At 34.8% G+C, this 16,136-nt stretch carries 13 protein-coding genes; 9 read left to right on the top strand and 4 right to left on the bottom strand.

The genetic code is table 11. The features are described from left to right. The 3 genes from ACIQ0D_RS06815 to ACIQ0D_RS06805 all read left to right on the top strand — a co-directional run. Positions 1 to 1,911, top strand: a 1,911-nt coding sequence (locus ACIQ0D_RS06815; RefSeq protein ID WP_395804032.1) for a ComEC/Rec2 family competence protein, incomplete at its 5' end; no start/stop codon positions are given. A gap of 39 nt (positions 1,912 to 1,950) precedes the next feature. After that, entirely contained in the window at positions 1,951 to 2,724 is a 774-nt protein-coding gene (locus ACIQ0D_RS06810; protein WP_395804030.1) for an enoyl-CoA hydratase/isomerase family protein, read from the top strand. 24 nt (positions 2,725 to 2,748) lie between these two features. Continuing rightward, positions 2,749 to 3,804 carry a metallophosphoesterase gene (locus tag ACIQ0D_RS06805; RefSeq protein WP_395804028.1) on the top strand — a complete coding sequence of 352 codons (1,056 nt, stop codon included), beginning with the start codon at positions 2,749 to 2,751 and terminating at the stop codon, positions 3,802 to 3,804. Here ACIQ0D_RS06805 and ACIQ0D_RS06800 read toward each other — a convergent pair. Together ACIQ0D_RS06800 and ACIQ0D_RS06795 are read right to left on the bottom strand one after the other, a co-directional pair. Beyond that, complete coding sequence (locus tag ACIQ0D_RS06800; RefSeq protein WP_395804026.1) at positions 3,783 to 4,706, bottom strand: diacylglycerol/lipid kinase family protein; 924 nt, start codon at positions 4,704 to 4,706, stop codon at positions 3,783 to 3,785. The genes ACIQ0D_RS06805 and ACIQ0D_RS06800 overlap by 22 nt on opposite strands. A gap of 4 nt (positions 4,707 to 4,710) precedes the next feature. Beyond that, positions 4,711 to 5,046 carry a MerR family transcriptional regulator gene (locus tag ACIQ0D_RS06795; protein ID WP_395804024.1) on the bottom strand — a complete coding sequence of 112 codons (336 nt, stop codon included), beginning with the start codon at positions 5,044 to 5,046 and terminating at the stop codon, positions 4,711 to 4,713. Between the two features lie 196 nt (positions 5,047 to 5,242). On the opposite strand from ACIQ0D_RS06795, the gene alaS reads away from it, so the two are divergent. From alaS to ACIQ0D_RS06770, 5 genes are all read left to right on the top strand, one after another. Then, positions 5,243 to 7,879, top strand: a complete 2,637-nt coding sequence (gene alaS, locus ACIQ0D_RS06790; protein ID WP_395804022.1) for an alanine--tRNA ligase — start codon at positions 5,243 to 5,245, stop codon at positions 7,877 to 7,879. 158 nt (positions 7,880 to 8,037) lie between these two features. Beyond that, positions 8,038 to 9,507: an Asp-tRNA(Asn)/Glu-tRNA(Gln) amidotransferase subunit GatB gene (gene gatB, locus ACIQ0D_RS06785; protein ID WP_395804020.1), complete on the top strand. Its 1,470-nt coding sequence runs from the start codon at positions 8,038 to 8,040 to the stop codon at positions 9,505 to 9,507. An 85-nt stretch (positions 9,508 to 9,592) separates the two neighbouring features. Next, complete coding sequence (locus tag ACIQ0D_RS06780; RefSeq protein WP_395804018.1) at positions 9,593 to 10,693, top strand: peroxiredoxin family protein; 1,101 nt, start codon at positions 9,593 to 9,595, stop codon at positions 10,691 to 10,693. A 100-nt stretch (positions 10,694 to 10,793) separates the two neighbouring features. Next, on the top strand, positions 10,794 to 11,486 hold the full coding sequence (locus ACIQ0D_RS06775; RefSeq protein WP_291399447.1) for a response regulator transcription factor: 693 nt from the start codon (positions 10,794 to 10,796) through the stop codon (positions 11,484 to 11,486). A 704-nt stretch (positions 11,487 to 12,190) separates the two neighbouring features. Next, the gene (locus ACIQ0D_RS06770) at positions 12,191 to 12,910 is read left to right on the top strand and encodes an RluA family pseudouridine synthase (protein ID WP_395804016.1); all 720 of its coding nucleotides are present in this window, start codon (positions 12,191 to 12,193) and stop codon (positions 12,908 to 12,910) included. On the opposite strand, the gene ACIQ0D_RS06765 is transcribed toward ACIQ0D_RS06770, so the two are convergent. Beyond that, complete coding sequence (locus ACIQ0D_RS06765) at positions 12,907 to 13,443, bottom strand: DUF695 domain-containing protein (protein ID WP_395804014.1); 537 nt, start codon at positions 13,441 to 13,443, stop codon at positions 12,907 to 12,909. The two genes, ACIQ0D_RS06770 and ACIQ0D_RS06765, sit on opposite strands and share 4 nt — an antisense overlap. A gap of 71 nt (positions 13,444 to 13,514) precedes the next feature. After that, positions 13,515 to 14,897: an arginine decarboxylase gene (locus ACIQ0D_RS06760; RefSeq protein ID WP_291399444.1), complete on the bottom strand. Its 1,383-nt coding sequence runs from the start codon at positions 14,895 to 14,897 to the stop codon at positions 13,515 to 13,517. A 107-nt stretch (positions 14,898 to 15,004) separates the two neighbouring features. On the opposite strand from ACIQ0D_RS06760, the gene rocF reads away from it, so the two are divergent. Next, positions 15,005 to 15,952, top strand: a complete 948-nt coding sequence (gene rocF, locus ACIQ0D_RS06755; RefSeq protein ID WP_395804012.1) for an arginase — start codon at positions 15,005 to 15,007, stop codon at positions 15,950 to 15,952. The last annotated feature ends 184 nt before the right edge of the window (positions 15,953 to 16,136 follow it).

The raw sequence follows: 16,136 nt of genomic DNA, 5'->3' as shown, positions 1-16,136 counted from the left end.
GTTTTTGGCATTCTCATTCATTGCTTTCTTACTCTTTTGTCATATAGCATTACAGTTCATTATTCTGGTGCTTACGATACAAAATATTATAGTTCTTTAAAGTCGGATGTACTTTTCTTGAAAATTATTAATGAGCCTAAAACGACTGCTGGAATTGTTCGTTTTGAGGCAGAAGTGCCTGCCATTTATTTCAAAAATAGCATCCAAAACAGTACTGGTAAATTATTGGTAGCCATAAAAGTTGATAGCTCAAAAAATAAAAGTTTTTACTACGGTGATCTTTTATTAGTCCCCTCAAATTATAAAGAGATTGAAGCTCCTTACAATCCTGGCGAATTTGATTATAAATCCTATTTAAAAAATAAACAAATCTATTATCAGCAATTTGTTGAGTCATCTTCAGTTAAGAAAGTATCAGAGAAATTTGGGCATCCAATAATTTTTTATGCGCTTACTTTAAGAAAAGAATTGGTTCAGAAATTTGTAAAATATATTCCTGATGAAGAAGCTTCTGACTTGGCGTCTGCTTTAATTCTTGGTTATCGTGCAGAGCTTAGCAAGGATTTGGTTGAGGCTTATTCAAAAACTGGTACAATGCATGTGCTTTCTGTGTCGGGAATGCATGTGGGTATTGTTTTTCTTGTTTTGACCTTTTTTCTAAGTGCAATGAATAAAAATAAAAAACTTATTTTGATAAGAGCTATCATTATCATTGGGGTTATTTGGTTTTATTCTCTTTTAACCGGTTTTTCTCCATCGGTATGCCGATCTGCGTTGATGTTAAGTTTTGTTGTGTTAGGGAAGGCAATAAATAAAAATCAAAACACTTATAATTTAATGGCAATTTCGGCCTTTTTCCTGCTTTTGTATGATCCCTTTTATCTCTTTGATGTTGGTTTTCAATTATCCTATTTGGCGGTTGCTGGCTTAGTTTATTTCCATCCTATAATTTACAATAGTTTTTACATTAAAAATAAAATATTAGACTATATCTGGAGCTATTCGGCTTTGTCGCTAGCCGCTCAAGTAGCCACATTTCCGATAAGTGTCTATTATTTTCACCAATTCCCAATATATTTTCTTTTAAGTAATTTATTAATTGTGATTCCAGTTGCAATTATTATGTATGTAGGAATTGCTTTTTTATTTACTCCATTTGAAATATTAAATGAGCTATTGGGCACATTTTTAAATTGCTTAATCGTCTTCACAAATAATATTTTATATAAAATTGAAAACTTACCCTTTTCTGCTTTAGATAGCTTGTGGATTTCTGCTTTTGAGCTATTATTCTTGTTTTTGATCATATTTTTTTTTATATTATGGCATACTTTTAGAAATAAAAGTATTGTTTGGTTGGCCCTAGTGAATGTTCTTGTCTTATCGATTAGCTTTTCTATAAAATCTATTCAAAATATTACAAGACATGAATTGGTCTTTTTTAGCCTCCGAAAGAACACGGCAATTGCCTATTTAAATCAAGGTCGTGCTGTAGTTATTAGCGATATTGATACGCTAGATAAACTAATTAATTATTCAATAAAGCCCTTTTTTTCTAGTCGTGGGCTTAAAAAAATTAATTATTTAAAATTTGAAAGACAAGTTCAGGATGACAGCTATTACCTAGCGACTGATTTTATGCAATTTGGTAATTTTAGAGTTTTAAGATGGAAAAATGAGTTTAATGAAGTAGCTTTATCAAATAAAGTAGATGTTGATATCGTTCTAGTTCAAAAAAATATTAAAAATATCAACCTGAATAATCTAAAGAATCGAGTGAATTTTGAAACATTAATTTTTGAATCTAATATTCCAGATTACAAGATTAATAAATACTTAGAGGAAGCTAAAAAATTAAATATAAACTGTATCTCTCTTCAAAAAAAGCCTGCATACATCGTTAAAATGTGATGTTATTCTTTTTACCTAAAAAATAATTTGTCCCCTAAAATGGATTTAGTAGTTATAAATAAATCAGAAAGAATTGCGTATATTACAATTAACCGTCCCGATAAGCGTAATGCAATAAATCCGGAACTTGTAAAATTGCTTTCAAATGCATTTAATGATGCAATTAGAGACAATGATGTCAAAGTAATTGTATTGAAAGCAAATGGTGATGTGTTTAGCGCTGGTGCGGATCTTGAATATCTTCAACAATTGCAGCAAAATACTGATGTGGAGAATTTTACAGACACTTATATTTTAAAAGAGCTTTTTCTCACAATTTATAGATCCCCCAAATTTGTTATAGCTCAAGTTGAGGGACATGCAATTGCAGGTGGCTGTGGCTTAGCCTCAGTTTGTGATGTGATATTCTCCATTCCAGAAGCAAAATTTGGCTATATAGAGGTAAAAATTGGATTTATTCCTGCTTTAGTATCCTGCTTTTTAATTCGGAAATTGGGCGAGGGGAGAGCAAAGGAATTACTATTAAGTGGTGAACTTATAGATGCTCAAACAGCTTCAAGTTATGGATTGATTAACTTTATAGCCTCAAAAGAGGAAATTGAATCAGCTGTTCACTCATACGCTAAGAAAATTGTTGAAGGCACATCTTCCAATTCAATTACAGTAACCAAACAATTATTAACCACTGTTCAGGATCTTAATCTTGATGAGAGCTTAAATTTAGCAATCGGCTTAAATGTACAAACAAGGTCTTCTGCTGATTGTAAAAAAGGAATAACCGCATTTTTGAATAAAAACAAATTGGAATGGTAATTTCTTCTATTTAAATTATCTGAAATGCATTCAGAAAATAAGGAAGCTAAAACATTTGAAATTTTTTTAATTGGTGATACGGGAAACGTGCATCGTCATGGTGCGGATCCAGTTTTGGAAACATTATCCTCCCATTTCAAAAAAGAACAAGATTCTGCGGTAATTTTTTTAGGCGATAATGTTTATCCTCGTGGCCTACCACCTGAAGGTAATATATTGAGAAAAGATGCCGAAAATGGCTTATTGGCTCATAAAAATGCCTTGAAAGATTATCATGGTAAGATATTTTTTATTTCTGGAAATCACGATTGGAATAAGGGACGACCTGATGGATATGATTATGTAATTAGGCAAGAGCACTATTTAGAAAAACTTTTTTCAGAGAAGGTTATGTTTCCCGAAAATGGTTGTCCAGGGCCAACAGAAATTAATATAAACCCAAGCCTAACCCTAATTTTAATAAATACCCAATGGTGGCTACAGCCAGGTTTCAGACCCATTGGTAAAGATTGTGGATGTGGAGTTGAAACGGAAGAAGATTTTTTTAATCAACTTACCACCATTCTCGAGAATAATTATGGCAAAAAAATACTTATCGTTGGCCATGCGCCAGTTTATAGTTATGCAATACATGGTGGACGGTATAAATTGAAGCACCACCTTTTTCCTTTTACTATTTACCATAAAAAGGCTTATGTTCCTCTTCCTCTAATCGGTTCATTATTGCCTATTTATCGCAAATATTTTGGTGCAAAAGAAGATATTGCACACCCAAGATATAGGCATCTCAGGAGGCGATTGATAGATATTTTTAAAAGTCACCCAGGTATTATTTATGCATCAGGGCACGAGCATAATCTACAACATATTGCTAAAGATGAGAGCCATTATATTGTTAGTGGGGCAGGTTCAAAATTAAAATATGTACTCAGGTCGGGTAAAAACCTTAAGTTCGGAATTAAAGAGAAGGGCTTTTTTAAACTTCGATTTGAGGCTGATGGGAAGTTGAATCTTTCAGCATGGGTTATTGATCAACATGCAAAAATGGGTAAAATGGTTTATGAGTGTTTGCTTGTATGATAATGCGGAACTATTATATTTAGGACTTTCTCTTGGCTCTCAAGTCGTATTTCTTTTACTTTTCCAATAACCTCGCCATCAATTTGAAGGGTAGTTTTTTTATTGCTATAAACCACTGCTTTTTTACAGCTGAAAATTTCCACATAATCGGAAGTGTGTAGTTTATTGCTAAACATTTTCCATGCAATCGAAAACAATTTAATCCTCGGAAATGGTTTTACCAATACAATCTCAAATTTTCCGTCATCTAATTGGCCTTCGGGATTGATTACTGCTCCCGTTCCATATTTAGAAGCATTGGCAAAAGTGATGGAAACCCCTTTTTTTCGTATTTTCTTTCCATCATAAACAATATGAAAAACATAATTTTTAAGGAAAAACATTTCCCCGATAAGGTGCCTTGCATAGGTCAAAAGACCTCTTTTAATATCCTTCTCAAATCGTTTGACCACTCTCGCATTAAGCCCAACATCAGCAAGATGTAAACAAGTACGGTCATTTATTTTAATCAAATCGATTTTTTTTATTGATCCAGTTAATAAAATTTTGATTGATTCTTTGATATCTACCGGAATTTCTAAGTCTTTCGCCATTCCATTTGCAGATCCAAAAGGTATGATGGCAAGAGGTATTTGTGTTCCGGCAAGAATAGAAGCAATTAAATTGATGCTTCCATCACCACCTGCAACTGCCACGATATTAGGTTTGTAATTAAAAATTTCTTTTCGGATTAAATCCGATGAAAATGTATCTAGAAAATAAGTGGAATATTCATAGGGATGAGATTTTGATTTTTGTTCAATAATCTCAAGTAGATCATTTAAATTTCTGTTGCCTGATTTCCGATTTAAGATAAATAATATCTTTAATCTACCATTTTCTGGTTTTTCAGGCTGTATCATAAATTTAAAGCTTTTCTTTAACCTCTAGGAGAAATTGTTTAAGTCTTTCTAAAGATTCAATTACTTTTTGGTTTTCTTTCACTTCAGTTTTATTAGTCCGAAGGTAGTCTTTTGCTCCCTGTAATGTAAAACCTTTATCTTTTAAAAGACTAAAAATTATTTTCAGGTTTTCTACATCCTCTGGACTAAACAAGCGATTTCCCTTCTTGTTTTTCTTGGGTTGAAGAATCTCAAATTCTCTTTCGTAATAGCGTATTTGAGATGCATTTACATCAAAAAGCTGGGTTACTTCACCCATCGTATAATACAGTTTCTCTATTTCTCTATCCTTGTATGGCATACCTTCAATTATACTGTAAAATTAATAAAATTGGACATTTATATTCAGATTGCAGAAATAAGACTAGCAATTATTTAATTCTAGCAAATAATAAGTCATTTTCCTTTTAAAATTTATTTGCTCGGGATAAATAATATCATATTCTCCACATACAATTCGGCATCTATATTTATATTTGCAAATTAGCGAATCAAGCATGACTACCAAAGAGATTAGACAGAGTTTTTTAGATTTTTTTGCCGCAAAAGGCCATCAAATAGTTCCATCAGCACCAATTGTGGTTAAAGACGATCCTACATTGATGTTTACTAATGCGGGGATGAATCAGTTTAAAGATCTTTTTCTAGGTGAAGCAGCAATTAAAAATTCGCGAGTAGCAGACACGCAGCGTTGTTTACGTGTTTCTGGAAAGCATAATGATTTGGAGGAAGTTGGTATCGATACCTATCATCATACCATGTTTGAGATGCTCGGTAACTGGAGTTTTGGTGATTATTTTAAGAAAGAAGCCATAGCTTGGAGCTGGGAACTTCTTACCGAGGTCTATAAAATCCCTAAAGATCAACTTTATGTCAGTGTTTTTGAGGGTGATGAGAAGGAGGGACTTCCCAAAGATCAGGAAGCATATGAAATTTGGAAGCAATATATTTCTGAAGATCGTATTCTTTTGGGTAATAAAAAGGATAATTTCTGGGAAATGGGTGAAACGGGTCCCTGCGGACCATGCTCTGAGATTCACGTCGATATGCGCCCTGAAGCTGAACGTAATAAAGTTCCTGGGAGCACGCTTGTAAATCAGGATGACCCTCAGGTGATTGAAATTTGGAATAATGTATTCATGCAGTACAACAGACTGAAAAATGGCTCTTTAGAGAAGCTTCCGAATCAGCATGTTGATACTGGAATGGGGCTCGAGCGCTTAGTTAGAGTTATTCAAAACAAAACATCCAATTACGATACCGACGTATTTCAGCCACTAATTCAATATATTTCTGAGCAATCACGTATCCCATATTTGGGTAATTCTGAACCAGGTGATGATTCTTGGGGTACTGCTGTAGCGATGCGTGTGATGTCGGATCATATTCGTGCTATTTGTTTTTGTATTGCCGATGGAACACTTCCATCAAATAATAAGGCTGGATATGTAGTGAGAAGGATTTTAAGAAGAGCAGTACGATATGCATATACTTTTCTTAATCTTAAAGATCCTTTCCTCAATAAATTGGTGCCTATTTTAGCTGATCAGTTTGATGGAGTCTTTCCTGAACTTAAAAAGCAACAAGATTTTGTCCAAAAAGTTGTTCTTGAAGAGGAAGTTTCATTCTTAAGAACTTTAGCGACTGGTATTCAACGCTTTGAGCGATTTGAGACGAGCGATAAATTGATTAAAGGTGATTTTGCTTTTGAACTTTATGATACTTTTGGCTTTCCAATTGATCTTACCGAATTAATGGCTCGTGAAAAAGGCTGGACTGTTGATATGGGAGGTTTTGAGGCTGAACTACAACAGCAAAAACAACGTTCACGTGCTGCTACGGCTATTGATACCGGCGATTGGGTGATAGCTAATGAAGGTGATGAGGTTGAGTTTGTTGGATATGATCAGCTTGAAAGTGAATGCCGAATTTTAAAATATCGTAAAGTTACCGCTAAAGGTAAAGATCAGTTTCAGGTGGTATTGAATAAGACTCCTTTTTATGCAGAGAGTGGCGGTCAGGCAGGTGATACAGGAAAAATTGAAGATTTAACTGGATTGTTTGAATATGAGGTTAGCGATACAAAAAAGGAAAATGGATTAATTATTCATTATTTGGATCAAATTCCTGAGGAGCCTAAAAATGCGTTTAGAGCGATTGTTGATCCTGCAAATCGCAAAGCTTCTGAAAATAACCATTCTGCAACACACCTGCTTCATGCTGCATTAAAGCAAGTTTTAGGTACTCATGTTAATCAGAAGGGTTCCTTAGTAAATGGTGATTACCTACGTTTTGATTTTTCACATTTCTCTAAAGTTACGGATCAAGAAATTGCTGAAATTGAGGCTATTGTAAATCGAAAAATCCGTGAAAATATTGCTTTAAAAGAGCAAAGAAATATTCCTTATCAAGAGGCTATAAATTCGGGTGTTACAGCACTTTTCGGTGAAAAATATGGTGATTTTGTGCGTGTAATCACTTTTGATGACCATTTTTCAAAGGAATTATGTGGCGGAACGCACGTTAAAACAACCGGACAGATTGGATTTTTTAAAATCACATCCGAGAGTGCGGTAGCAGCAGGAGTTAGAAGAATTGAAGCTATTACCGCAGATGTGGCAGAACAGTTTATTAATGAACAAAGTGAGCAAATTAAAGGTCTTAAAGATCTTTTGAAAAATCCTACTGATTTATTAAAGTCTGTAGAAAGCTTAATCGAAGAAAACAGTAAACTGAAAAAGGAAATCGAAAAAAGTATATTGGAGCGTTCTGCGGGACTAAAACATGAGCTTGTTAAGGAGGCGGTTTTAATCAATGGGATTAATTTCTTAGCCAAAAAAGTGGATTTGCCAAATACGGATGCGGTAAAAAACTTAGCTTATGCAGTAAAGGACCTCTTAAGTGATCTATTATTGGTGTTGGCATGTGAAATTGATGGAAAACCTAGCCTCACAGTTATGGTTTCTGAAAATCTTGTTAAGGAAAAAGGATTGAATGCTGGAAATATTGTCCGTGAGCTCGCTAAAGAAATACAAGGGGGTGGTGGTGGTCAGCCATTTTTTGCAACGGCAGGGGGCAAAGATAGTTCCGGATTAGATCGTGCATTAGATAAAGCAAAGTCATTTTTAGCTTAAAAATTAGATATCACTTTTTTGAAATCAAATATGGGATTTGGAGATATTTTGTCTATTTTCAATTTTGTTTAAGATCGGAATATTTAAAGGCTCATTATTAGCCTGAAATACTCATTTGTTATCTATTGCTTATCTTTATATCAATACAAAAAATTTAAATGACACTTATCACTGACAGTTTAACTGATAAATATGAATTGGTTGTTGGGCTTGAGGTGCATGTTCAATTGTCTACCTTTACTAAGATATTTTCTTCAGATTCAGCTTCTTTTGGTGCCGGTCCAAATGAGCATGTAAGTCCAGTAAGTTTAGGCTTACCCGGCACATTGCCAAAGCTCAATAAAAAAGTTGTGGAATATGCCATTAAGATGGGCCTTTCCACAAATTGTCAGATAAATAATAATACTCACTTTGACCGTAAAAACTACTTTTACGCCGATTTACCTAAAGGTTTTCAGACTACGCAGGATAGTCAGCCTATTTGTCATTCCGGATTTATTGATATAAAAACTGAAGATCAAACTATTAGACGCGTACGTATCCATCGAATCCACATGGAGGATGATGCAGGGAAGAGTATGCATGATCAGGATGAATTTGATTCATTAATCGACCTGAATCGTGCAGGGGTTCCACTAATTGAGATTGTTTCTGAGCCAGATATTAGATCTGCTGCTGAAGCTGCGGCTTATCTTAATGAGATACGTAAACTGGTGAGGTGCATTGATATTTGTGATGCAAATATGGAGGAGGGAAGTATCCGCTGCGACGCAAATATTTCTGTACGATTGAAAGGTGCAGCAGAATACGGTAATCGATGTGAAGTAAAAAATTTAAATTCTGTTCGTAACCTTCAAAGAGCAATTGAGCATGAGTTTATTAGGCAAGCCGAGCTTCTTGAAAAGGGCGAATATATTGATCAAAATACTCTAAATTTTGACGCTGAAACTGGTAAAACAAGTCCTTTGAGGAGTAAAGAAACTGCAAACGACTACCGATATTTTCCGGAGCCTGATTTACCACCGCTTTTAATTGATCAAAAATACATCAGCGATTTAGCCAAATCATTACCTGAGCTACCTTCAAAAAAAGTTGAACGCTATATTTCAAAGTTTGCTTTGTCTGAATATGATGCAATTTTATTGTCCTCTGAAAAGGAGATAGCTAACTATTTTGATGAATTAGTAATTTGGAATAACAATTATAAAGCTGCCGCTAACTGGGTTATTGGCCCGCTAAGAAGTTATCTTCAAGACTACAATATAAGTATTTCAGATTTTAAGCTGGCGCCTAAAACCTTAGCGGGACTTATTCAGTTAATAGATAATGGAAAGTTAAATTACTCCCTTGCTGCAAGTAAAGTATTCCCTGCTTTAATTGAGAATCCAAATTCTACTGCTGAGCAGATTGCTATTTCTCTACAGGTTTTAATAGATACGAACGACGATGATTTAATGCTACTCATTGAGGAGGTATTAAATTCATATCCCGATAAGGTAAAGGAATATAAACAGGGTAAAAAGGGTGTTTTAGGTTTGTTTATGGGAGATCTTATGAAAAAATCAAAAGGTAAGATTAATCCGCAGGTAGCTAATAAAATAATAATTGAGATGTTAGATTTGAGATAGGAGATGTGAGATCTGAGATATGGAATTTGAGATAATTGACAATAGAGAATAAAGACAGTAGATAACAAATTATAGATTATAGATCGTGAAAAAAGTAACATTGATTGCCCTAATTGGGCTTGGATTATTTGTGAGTTCTTGTAAAAACAATGATGAGCTAATTATTTCTGGTAAAATTGAAAACGCGGGTGAAATTAAAAAGGTTATGCTTTATGAGACTGACCAAGTGGTTGATTCAGCTTTTTTAAATGAAAGCAATGAATTTAAATTTCGTCGTGTAGCTCCTGATGCCAATTTCTACACTTTAGTTATTGGTGAGAAAAATTTTCTTGTTGTGGGTCAGAACGGTGATGAAGTGGAGTTTAAATCTGATTATTTAGACACTACTAATACCTATGAAGTTTCAGGTTCTACTGATTCTGAGAAGATTCGTGATTTTAATAAAATCAGTAATGATTATGGCAAAATATTCCAAAAAATTCAGGAAGAGTATGCGGCATCAGTAAGTGCAAATCCAAATGCAAAAGATTCGATTTATAATGCTTTAATGCCTAAATTTCAGTCTAATATGGATAAGTTTTCTGGAGAAGGATTTAAATTTGTTCAGGATAATAAAGACAATTTAGCAGGTTTTTATGCCGCTGGAACCATCGATCAAAATAAGTATGAGCAAGAGTTAATTGCTTATGCAGAGGAGGTGAAATCAAAATTCCCCAAAAATAATGCCGTTCAATCTTTCGTGACAAAAATGATTGGATTAAAGCCTGTTTCTATCGGTCAAATTGCTCCTGATTTTCAATTGCCAGATCAAAATGGAAAGGAGTTTAAATTGTCTGATTTTAGAGGAAAGTACATCTTGCTCGACTTTTGGGCTTCATGGTGCGCTCCTTGTCGCGAAGAAAATCCTAATATTGTTAGGCAGTTTGAAAGGTTTAAAGATAAGAATTTCACTGTTTTAGGTGTCTCCCTTGATGATGATCGTTCGGGATGGTTAAAGGCTATTAAAGATGATCGATTGAATTGGCCACATCTTTCAGAACTTAAAAGATGGGACGGAAAAGTGACTTTATTGTATAAAGTTGAGGGCATACCAGCATCATTTCTTCTCGATCCTAAAGGTAAAATTATTGCTAAAAACTTAAGAGGAGCGGAATTGGAGCAATTTTTAGAGAAAACATTGAAATAGATTTATTCTTGTAAATTTGAATGTAAAGTTTACAATTTGTTAATAGTGGCTTAACGATAGGATAGAACAAAGGATTTATTTTTACTAAAATTAAAAATCTATGAGTACGGCTAAGCACAAAATCCTGATTGTTGACGATGAACCTGATATTCGGGAACTTATCGAATACAACCTTAAAAAGGAGGGCTATCAGGTTTATACAGCTTCCAATGGTTTAGAGGGTGTTGCCGAAGCAAAAAGAGTGCTCCCTGATCTAATTATTCTCGATATCATGATGCCCAAGATGGATGGAATCGAGGCCTGCCGAATACTTAGAACCATGAATGAGTTTAAAAATACATTTATGGTTTTCCTGACTGCTAGGAGTGAAGAGTATTCTGAAATTGCAGGTTTCAATGTTGGCGCGGATGATTATATCGCAAAACCTATCAAACCACGTGCTTTAACTAGCCGAATTAATGCCATTTTAAGGCGAAATTCGCATTCTGAAGAACCTGAAGTAAAAAGTAGTGTCGAAATTGGTGATTTAGTGATTGATCGCGATGCTTTTCTAGTATTTCGTAATGGAGAAAAAATCGTTTTAGCTAAAAAAGAATTCGAATTATTGTACTTACTCGCATCTAAACCCGGAAAAGTCTATACCCGAGAAGTCATTTTGAAAAGTATTTGGGAGGATTCTGTGGTAGTTACCAATCGTACTATTGATGTTCATATTCGCAAACTCCGTGAAAAATTAGGAGAAAATTATGTGAGCACTGTTAAAGGTGTGGGATATAAATTTGAACTGAAATAGGGTAAAGGTCAGTTATCAGTTGTCGGTTATCAGTTGTCAGTTATCAGTTGTCAGGCAAGTGACATCTGAGATGCTGTTGTTCTGGTTATTTTTTGGTCTTTGCCCTTTGTTCCTTATTCCTTGCTCGATTTAGGGGGTTAGTTGGTTAGGTGGTTGGTTGGTTAGTTAGGCAAGCGACATCTGTTATCCGGTGGCTGAGGTTCTCGAAGCAAGGTTCTCGAATGTAGGAAAAGAGTTATCTTTATCAGGCAAGCGACATCTAAGATGCTGTTGTTCTGGTTATTTTTTGGTCTTTGCCCTTTGTTCCTTATTCCTTGCTCGATTTAGGGGGTTAGTTGGTTAGGTGGTTGGTTGGTTAGTTGGTTAGGCAAGCGACATCTGTTATCCGGTGGCTGAGGTTCTCGAAGCCAGGTTCTCCAAGGCAGGAAAAGAGTTATCTTTTTCAGGCAAGCGACATCTGAGATGCTGTTGTTCTGGTTATTTTTTGGTCTTTGCTCTTTGTTCCTTATTCCTTGCTCGATTTAGGGGGCTTATCCGTTGTCAGTTATCAGTTATCAGGCTGGGCGGAGATGATATTGACTCCTATATAATATCTCATATTTCATATCTCATATTTCATATCTAATATCTCATATCTAATGTCTCACATCTCCTATCTCACATCTAATATCTAATCCCTATCTTTGCATTCTAATTTTTATTGTGTGAAGCTCCCTAAATTCCAAGATTTTATTCTTTTTGAAAACGACAATTTAATTGTAGTAAATAAACCTGCATTTTTAAGCTCGCTCGACGATAGGGAGGGTGGTGATAATAATTTGCTTAGGATGGCAAAGCAGTATGCTGATGACGCTCAGATTTGCCACCGTTTAGATCGTGAGACCTCTGGTGCATTAATTATTGCTAAAAACCCTGAGACATATCGTCATATCTCTATGCAGTTTGAGCATAGAAAAGTGACTAAAGTATATCATGCCATCATTAATGGAACCCATGTTTTTGAAGAGCTGCATGTGGATCTTCCAATATTAAATTTGGGTGCAAGAAATGTCGCAATAAATAAGCAAGAGGGCAAACAAGCCGAAACAATCTTCAACTCAATTAAATTCTATAAACATTATACTTTGGTGGAGTGCAAACCAATTACTGGAAGGATGCACCAAATTAGAATTCATCTAGCTTCCCAAAGGGCAAATATATCTGGAGATGAAATGTATGGTGGTAAGCCAGTTTATCTATCTGAAATTAAAAGAGGCTATCGTATTGGGAAAGATCAGGAGGAACTACCAATCATGAAGCGCTTTGCCTTACACGCTCGCAGTATTACTTTTAAGATTGATGAAAAGACCGAAATGACCTTTGAGGCACCTTATCCAAAGGATTTCGCGACTTTAATTAAACTGCTTGATAAGTTTGATTCTTAGAATTTGACTTCAACTGCTTCGTAAAAGCCCGAAACAGCTTCCCATTGAGTATCTTCCTCAAAAGATATGGATTGAATTCGACTTTCTTCAGCCTTTACTTTCTCCAGAATTTCTATTGCTATTTTTTGATGCTCAGGTTTGATATAAAGCAAGATATCCCTATAATCCGTCATAGTTGTTGTCCCGATGTAACAGTAGTCCCCAAGGGCTGTACTGAGCTTCTGAAGGATTTGTGTTTGAAAATCATTGAAAAACGCAGCCTCTTTTTCAGTAGGATGCCCATTTTTATCCTTTTCAAGGGTGTTCACAATAATGAAAAGTGATAACGAATAATTCGTTTTCTCTTTAAATCCGATATAGCGATTATTAATGGAAGCGATACAAGGTTTTCCATCAGATTCAAATTGAAGTGTTGAAAAACTTTGTTTGAGAATTGGAGCCTCATTTTTTACTTCTTCAGATTGTTTCTTGCTCTGAGAACATGAAACGAATGGAATCAAGCAAAATAAAAGAAAATAATATTTAGAGATCATATTTATTAAAATAGAATCAGTAAAAATATAAAATGATCAAACTATAATTGTCAATCTGGGCTTGACCCAGATTAATACCCCAGTATCTTCAATACCTGTTTACTATTCTGCTCCTCACCAAAAACCTCAAAATTAAATGTTTCATCGCGGTTTCTTCGAATAATAACATGTTTAGGTGATGGTAAAAGGCAATGATGAATTCCGCCATATCCACTTAAAACTTCTTGGTAAGCACCAGTATGGAAGAATCCCAAATATTGAACCTTACGTGTTTTAGGCATGAAAACGTTGTTCATATGTGCCTCTTGACTGTAATAATCTTGTCCATCACAAGTAATTCCGCCAAGGTTAACACGTTCATACTCAGAATCCCAATTATTTATTGGTGCAAGAATGTACTTTTGATTAAGTGCCCAAACATCAGGAAGATTAGTGATGAAAGAGCCATCGAGCATTAACCATTTTTCACGGTCATTCTGCTGCTTACGGCCTAAGACTTTATAAAGTATTCCAGATGCCTCAGCAACAGTATATTTACCGAATTCGGTGATAATATCTGGCTCCATAACATCATGCTCTGCACAAATTTCTTTTATTCTCTTTACAATTTCATTAACCATGTACTCATAGTCGAAATCAAAGGCTAATGAATCTTTGAAAGGCATTCCACCACCGATATCGAGTGTATCGAGGTCTGGGTTTATCTTTTTGAATTTACAATATAAGGTAGCGTATTTCTCTAATTCATTCCAATAATATGGCGTATCAGAAATGCCCGAATTAATAAAGAAATGTAAGAGTTTAACCTTAAAATTCGGATTTTGAGCTATTTTATGATTGTAAAAATCAATAATATCCTCAATTCTGATTCCCAATCTTGAAGTATAAAATTGAGAATCAGGTTGCTCTTCTGCAGCAATTCTGAATCCTAGATTACAAGGAATATCGAGTTCGTCATCATAAATATTAAACTCTTCCTTGTTATCTAAAACGGGAATAATATTTTTAAAGCCATCATGAAGCATGTCAATGATGTATTGCTTGTATTGAAAAGTTTTAAATCCGTTGCAAATAACGGTGATATCCTTGGTTAGGGAACCCTTCTTTTCAAGAGCATCAATCATAGGCATATCAAATGCTGATGAAGTCTCCAAGTGGATATCATTGCGAAGTGCTTCCTCAACAATATGTCGGAAGTGCGAACTTTTAGTGCAATAACAATATTTATAACCACCTCTGTAATTGTTTTTTACGATAGCCGCTTGAAACAATAATTTGGCTTGTTGTATTTTCTTACTGATGATGGGTAAATAGGTAAATCTCAAGGGAGAACCATACGTTTCAATCATCTCCATGAGGTTTAAGTCATGAAAATATAATTCATCGTCAATGATGTCAAAACCATCCTGAGGGAAACCCACGCTTAAATCAAGAAACTCCGCGTAACTCTGCATTTTTTTATAATTTTGGCAAAGATATAAAAAGCATGTAGCATAGAACATAAATGAATGCTTAAATGTTACATATTTTAAACTAAATTCGAAAATTAAGGGAGGGATATATGCGCGAGCTGAAAATTATTGAGGTTAAATCTGAATTAGGTGCAGGTACACGAGGCTCTAGCATGGGAATCGATGCAATAAAAATTGCAGCACTCGATTTTGGTAGTCGTTATTTCAAAAAGCACAAAAGCATTGAAATACCCAATGAAAATCACCTTTTGTTAGAATCTTTTGGTAATCAGCATGCTAAGCGTATTTCTGGTGTACTGACTATGGTTGAACGAATTTCGGAAGAAGTATCTAAAACATTAAATAATCTTGAATTTCCAATAATACTTTCTGGAGATCATAGTTGCTCGGCAGGTACCATTTCCGGTATTCGAAAGGCATTCCCTAAATCACGTTTAGGTGTAATTTGGATTGATGCTCATGCCGATCTTCATTCACCTTATACAACACCTTCTGGCAACTTACATGGTATGTCGCTCGCTATTGTTTTAGATGAAGATAATACTGATTCTAAAATAAATAAGCCTGATCAAGAGACGCTTAACTATTGGTTTCAACTCAAGAATGTAGCTAAATTTGCTCCTAAAATTAATTATAACGACTTGGTTTACATTGCTTTGCGCGATTCTGAACCTGCCGAACAATATTTGTTAAAAAAACATAAAGTCAAAAATTTCTCTACACTTGAGGTTAGAAAACGTGGAGTTGAACGCGTGGCCATTGATGCACTTCAATATTTAGATCAATGTGATATGATTTACGTGTCTTTTGATGTAGATGCTATAGACTCTTCAATTTCTAAGGGTACTGGTACGCCTGTTGCGAATGGAATTACAGAAAAAGAGGCAGGAAACTTGGTTTCCCGTTTAATGAGTAATGAAAAAGTGTGTTGCTTTGAGATAGTAGAAGTCAATCCTACACTTGATAAGGAAAATTTAATGGCAGAAAATGCATTTGAAATTTTACTTCGTGCAACAAATTCTCTAATTAACGATTAAATTTACAGGCCAAAGGCCAATTGAAATGACAATAGAAAATACCATAGTACAACAAATTCAAAAAGCAGTTTTAGCGCTTTATCAGACTGATATTCAGGTTGATAATATAGTAATTCAGGAAACCCGTAAAGAGTTTGAAGGTCAGGTTACGGCCGTTACTTTTCCATTTACGCGATTTTCTAAA

It is taken from the genome of Daejeonella sp. (genome assembly GCF_044342615.1).
In the GTDB taxonomy this organism is placed as follows: Bacteria; Bacteroidota; Bacteroidia; order Sphingobacteriales; family Sphingobacteriaceae; genus Daejeonella.
The sequence above is the reverse complement of the archived record's forward strand: the minus strand, read 5'-3'. Positions and strand labels throughout refer to the sequence as shown.

Bases quoted from the DNA above. Each gene is read 5' to 3' on its own strand.
- ACIQ0D_RS06775 (WP_291399447.1), top strand. From the start codon at position 10,794: ATGAGTACGGCTAAGCACAAAATCCTGATTGTTGACGATGAACCTGAT.
- ACIQ0D_RS06805 (WP_395804028.1), top strand. From the start codon at position 2,749: ATGCATTCAGAAAATAAGGAAGCTAAAACATTTGAAATTTTTTTAATT.
- ACIQ0D_RS06810 (WP_395804030.1), top strand. From the start codon at position 1,951: ATGGATTTAGTAGTTATAAATAAATCAGAAAGAATTGCGTATATTACA.
- gatB (WP_395804020.1), top strand. From the start codon at position 8,038: ATGACACTTATCACTGACAGTTTAACTGATAAATATGAATTGGTTGTT.
- ACIQ0D_RS06800 (WP_395804026.1), bottom strand. From the start codon at position 4,706: ATGATACAGCCTGAAAAACCAGAAAATGGTAGATTAAAGATATTATTT.
- rocF (WP_395804012.1), top strand. From the start codon at position 15,005: ATGCGCGAGCTGAAAATTATTGAGGTTAAATCTGAATTAGGTGCAGGT.
- ACIQ0D_RS06765 (WP_395804014.1), bottom strand. From the start codon at position 13,443: ATGATCTCTAAATATTATTTTCTTTTATTTTGCTTGATTCCATTCGTT.
- alaS (WP_395804022.1), top strand. From the start codon at position 5,243: ATGACTACCAAAGAGATTAGACAGAGTTTTTTAGATTTTTTTGCCGCA.
- ACIQ0D_RS06795 (WP_395804024.1), bottom strand. From the start codon at position 5,046: ATGCCATACAAGGATAGAGAAATAGAGAAACTGTATTATACGATGGGT.
- ACIQ0D_RS06760 (WP_291399444.1), bottom strand. From the start codon at position 14,897: ATGCAGAGTTACGCGGAGTTTCTTGATTTAAGCGTGGGTTTCCCTCAG.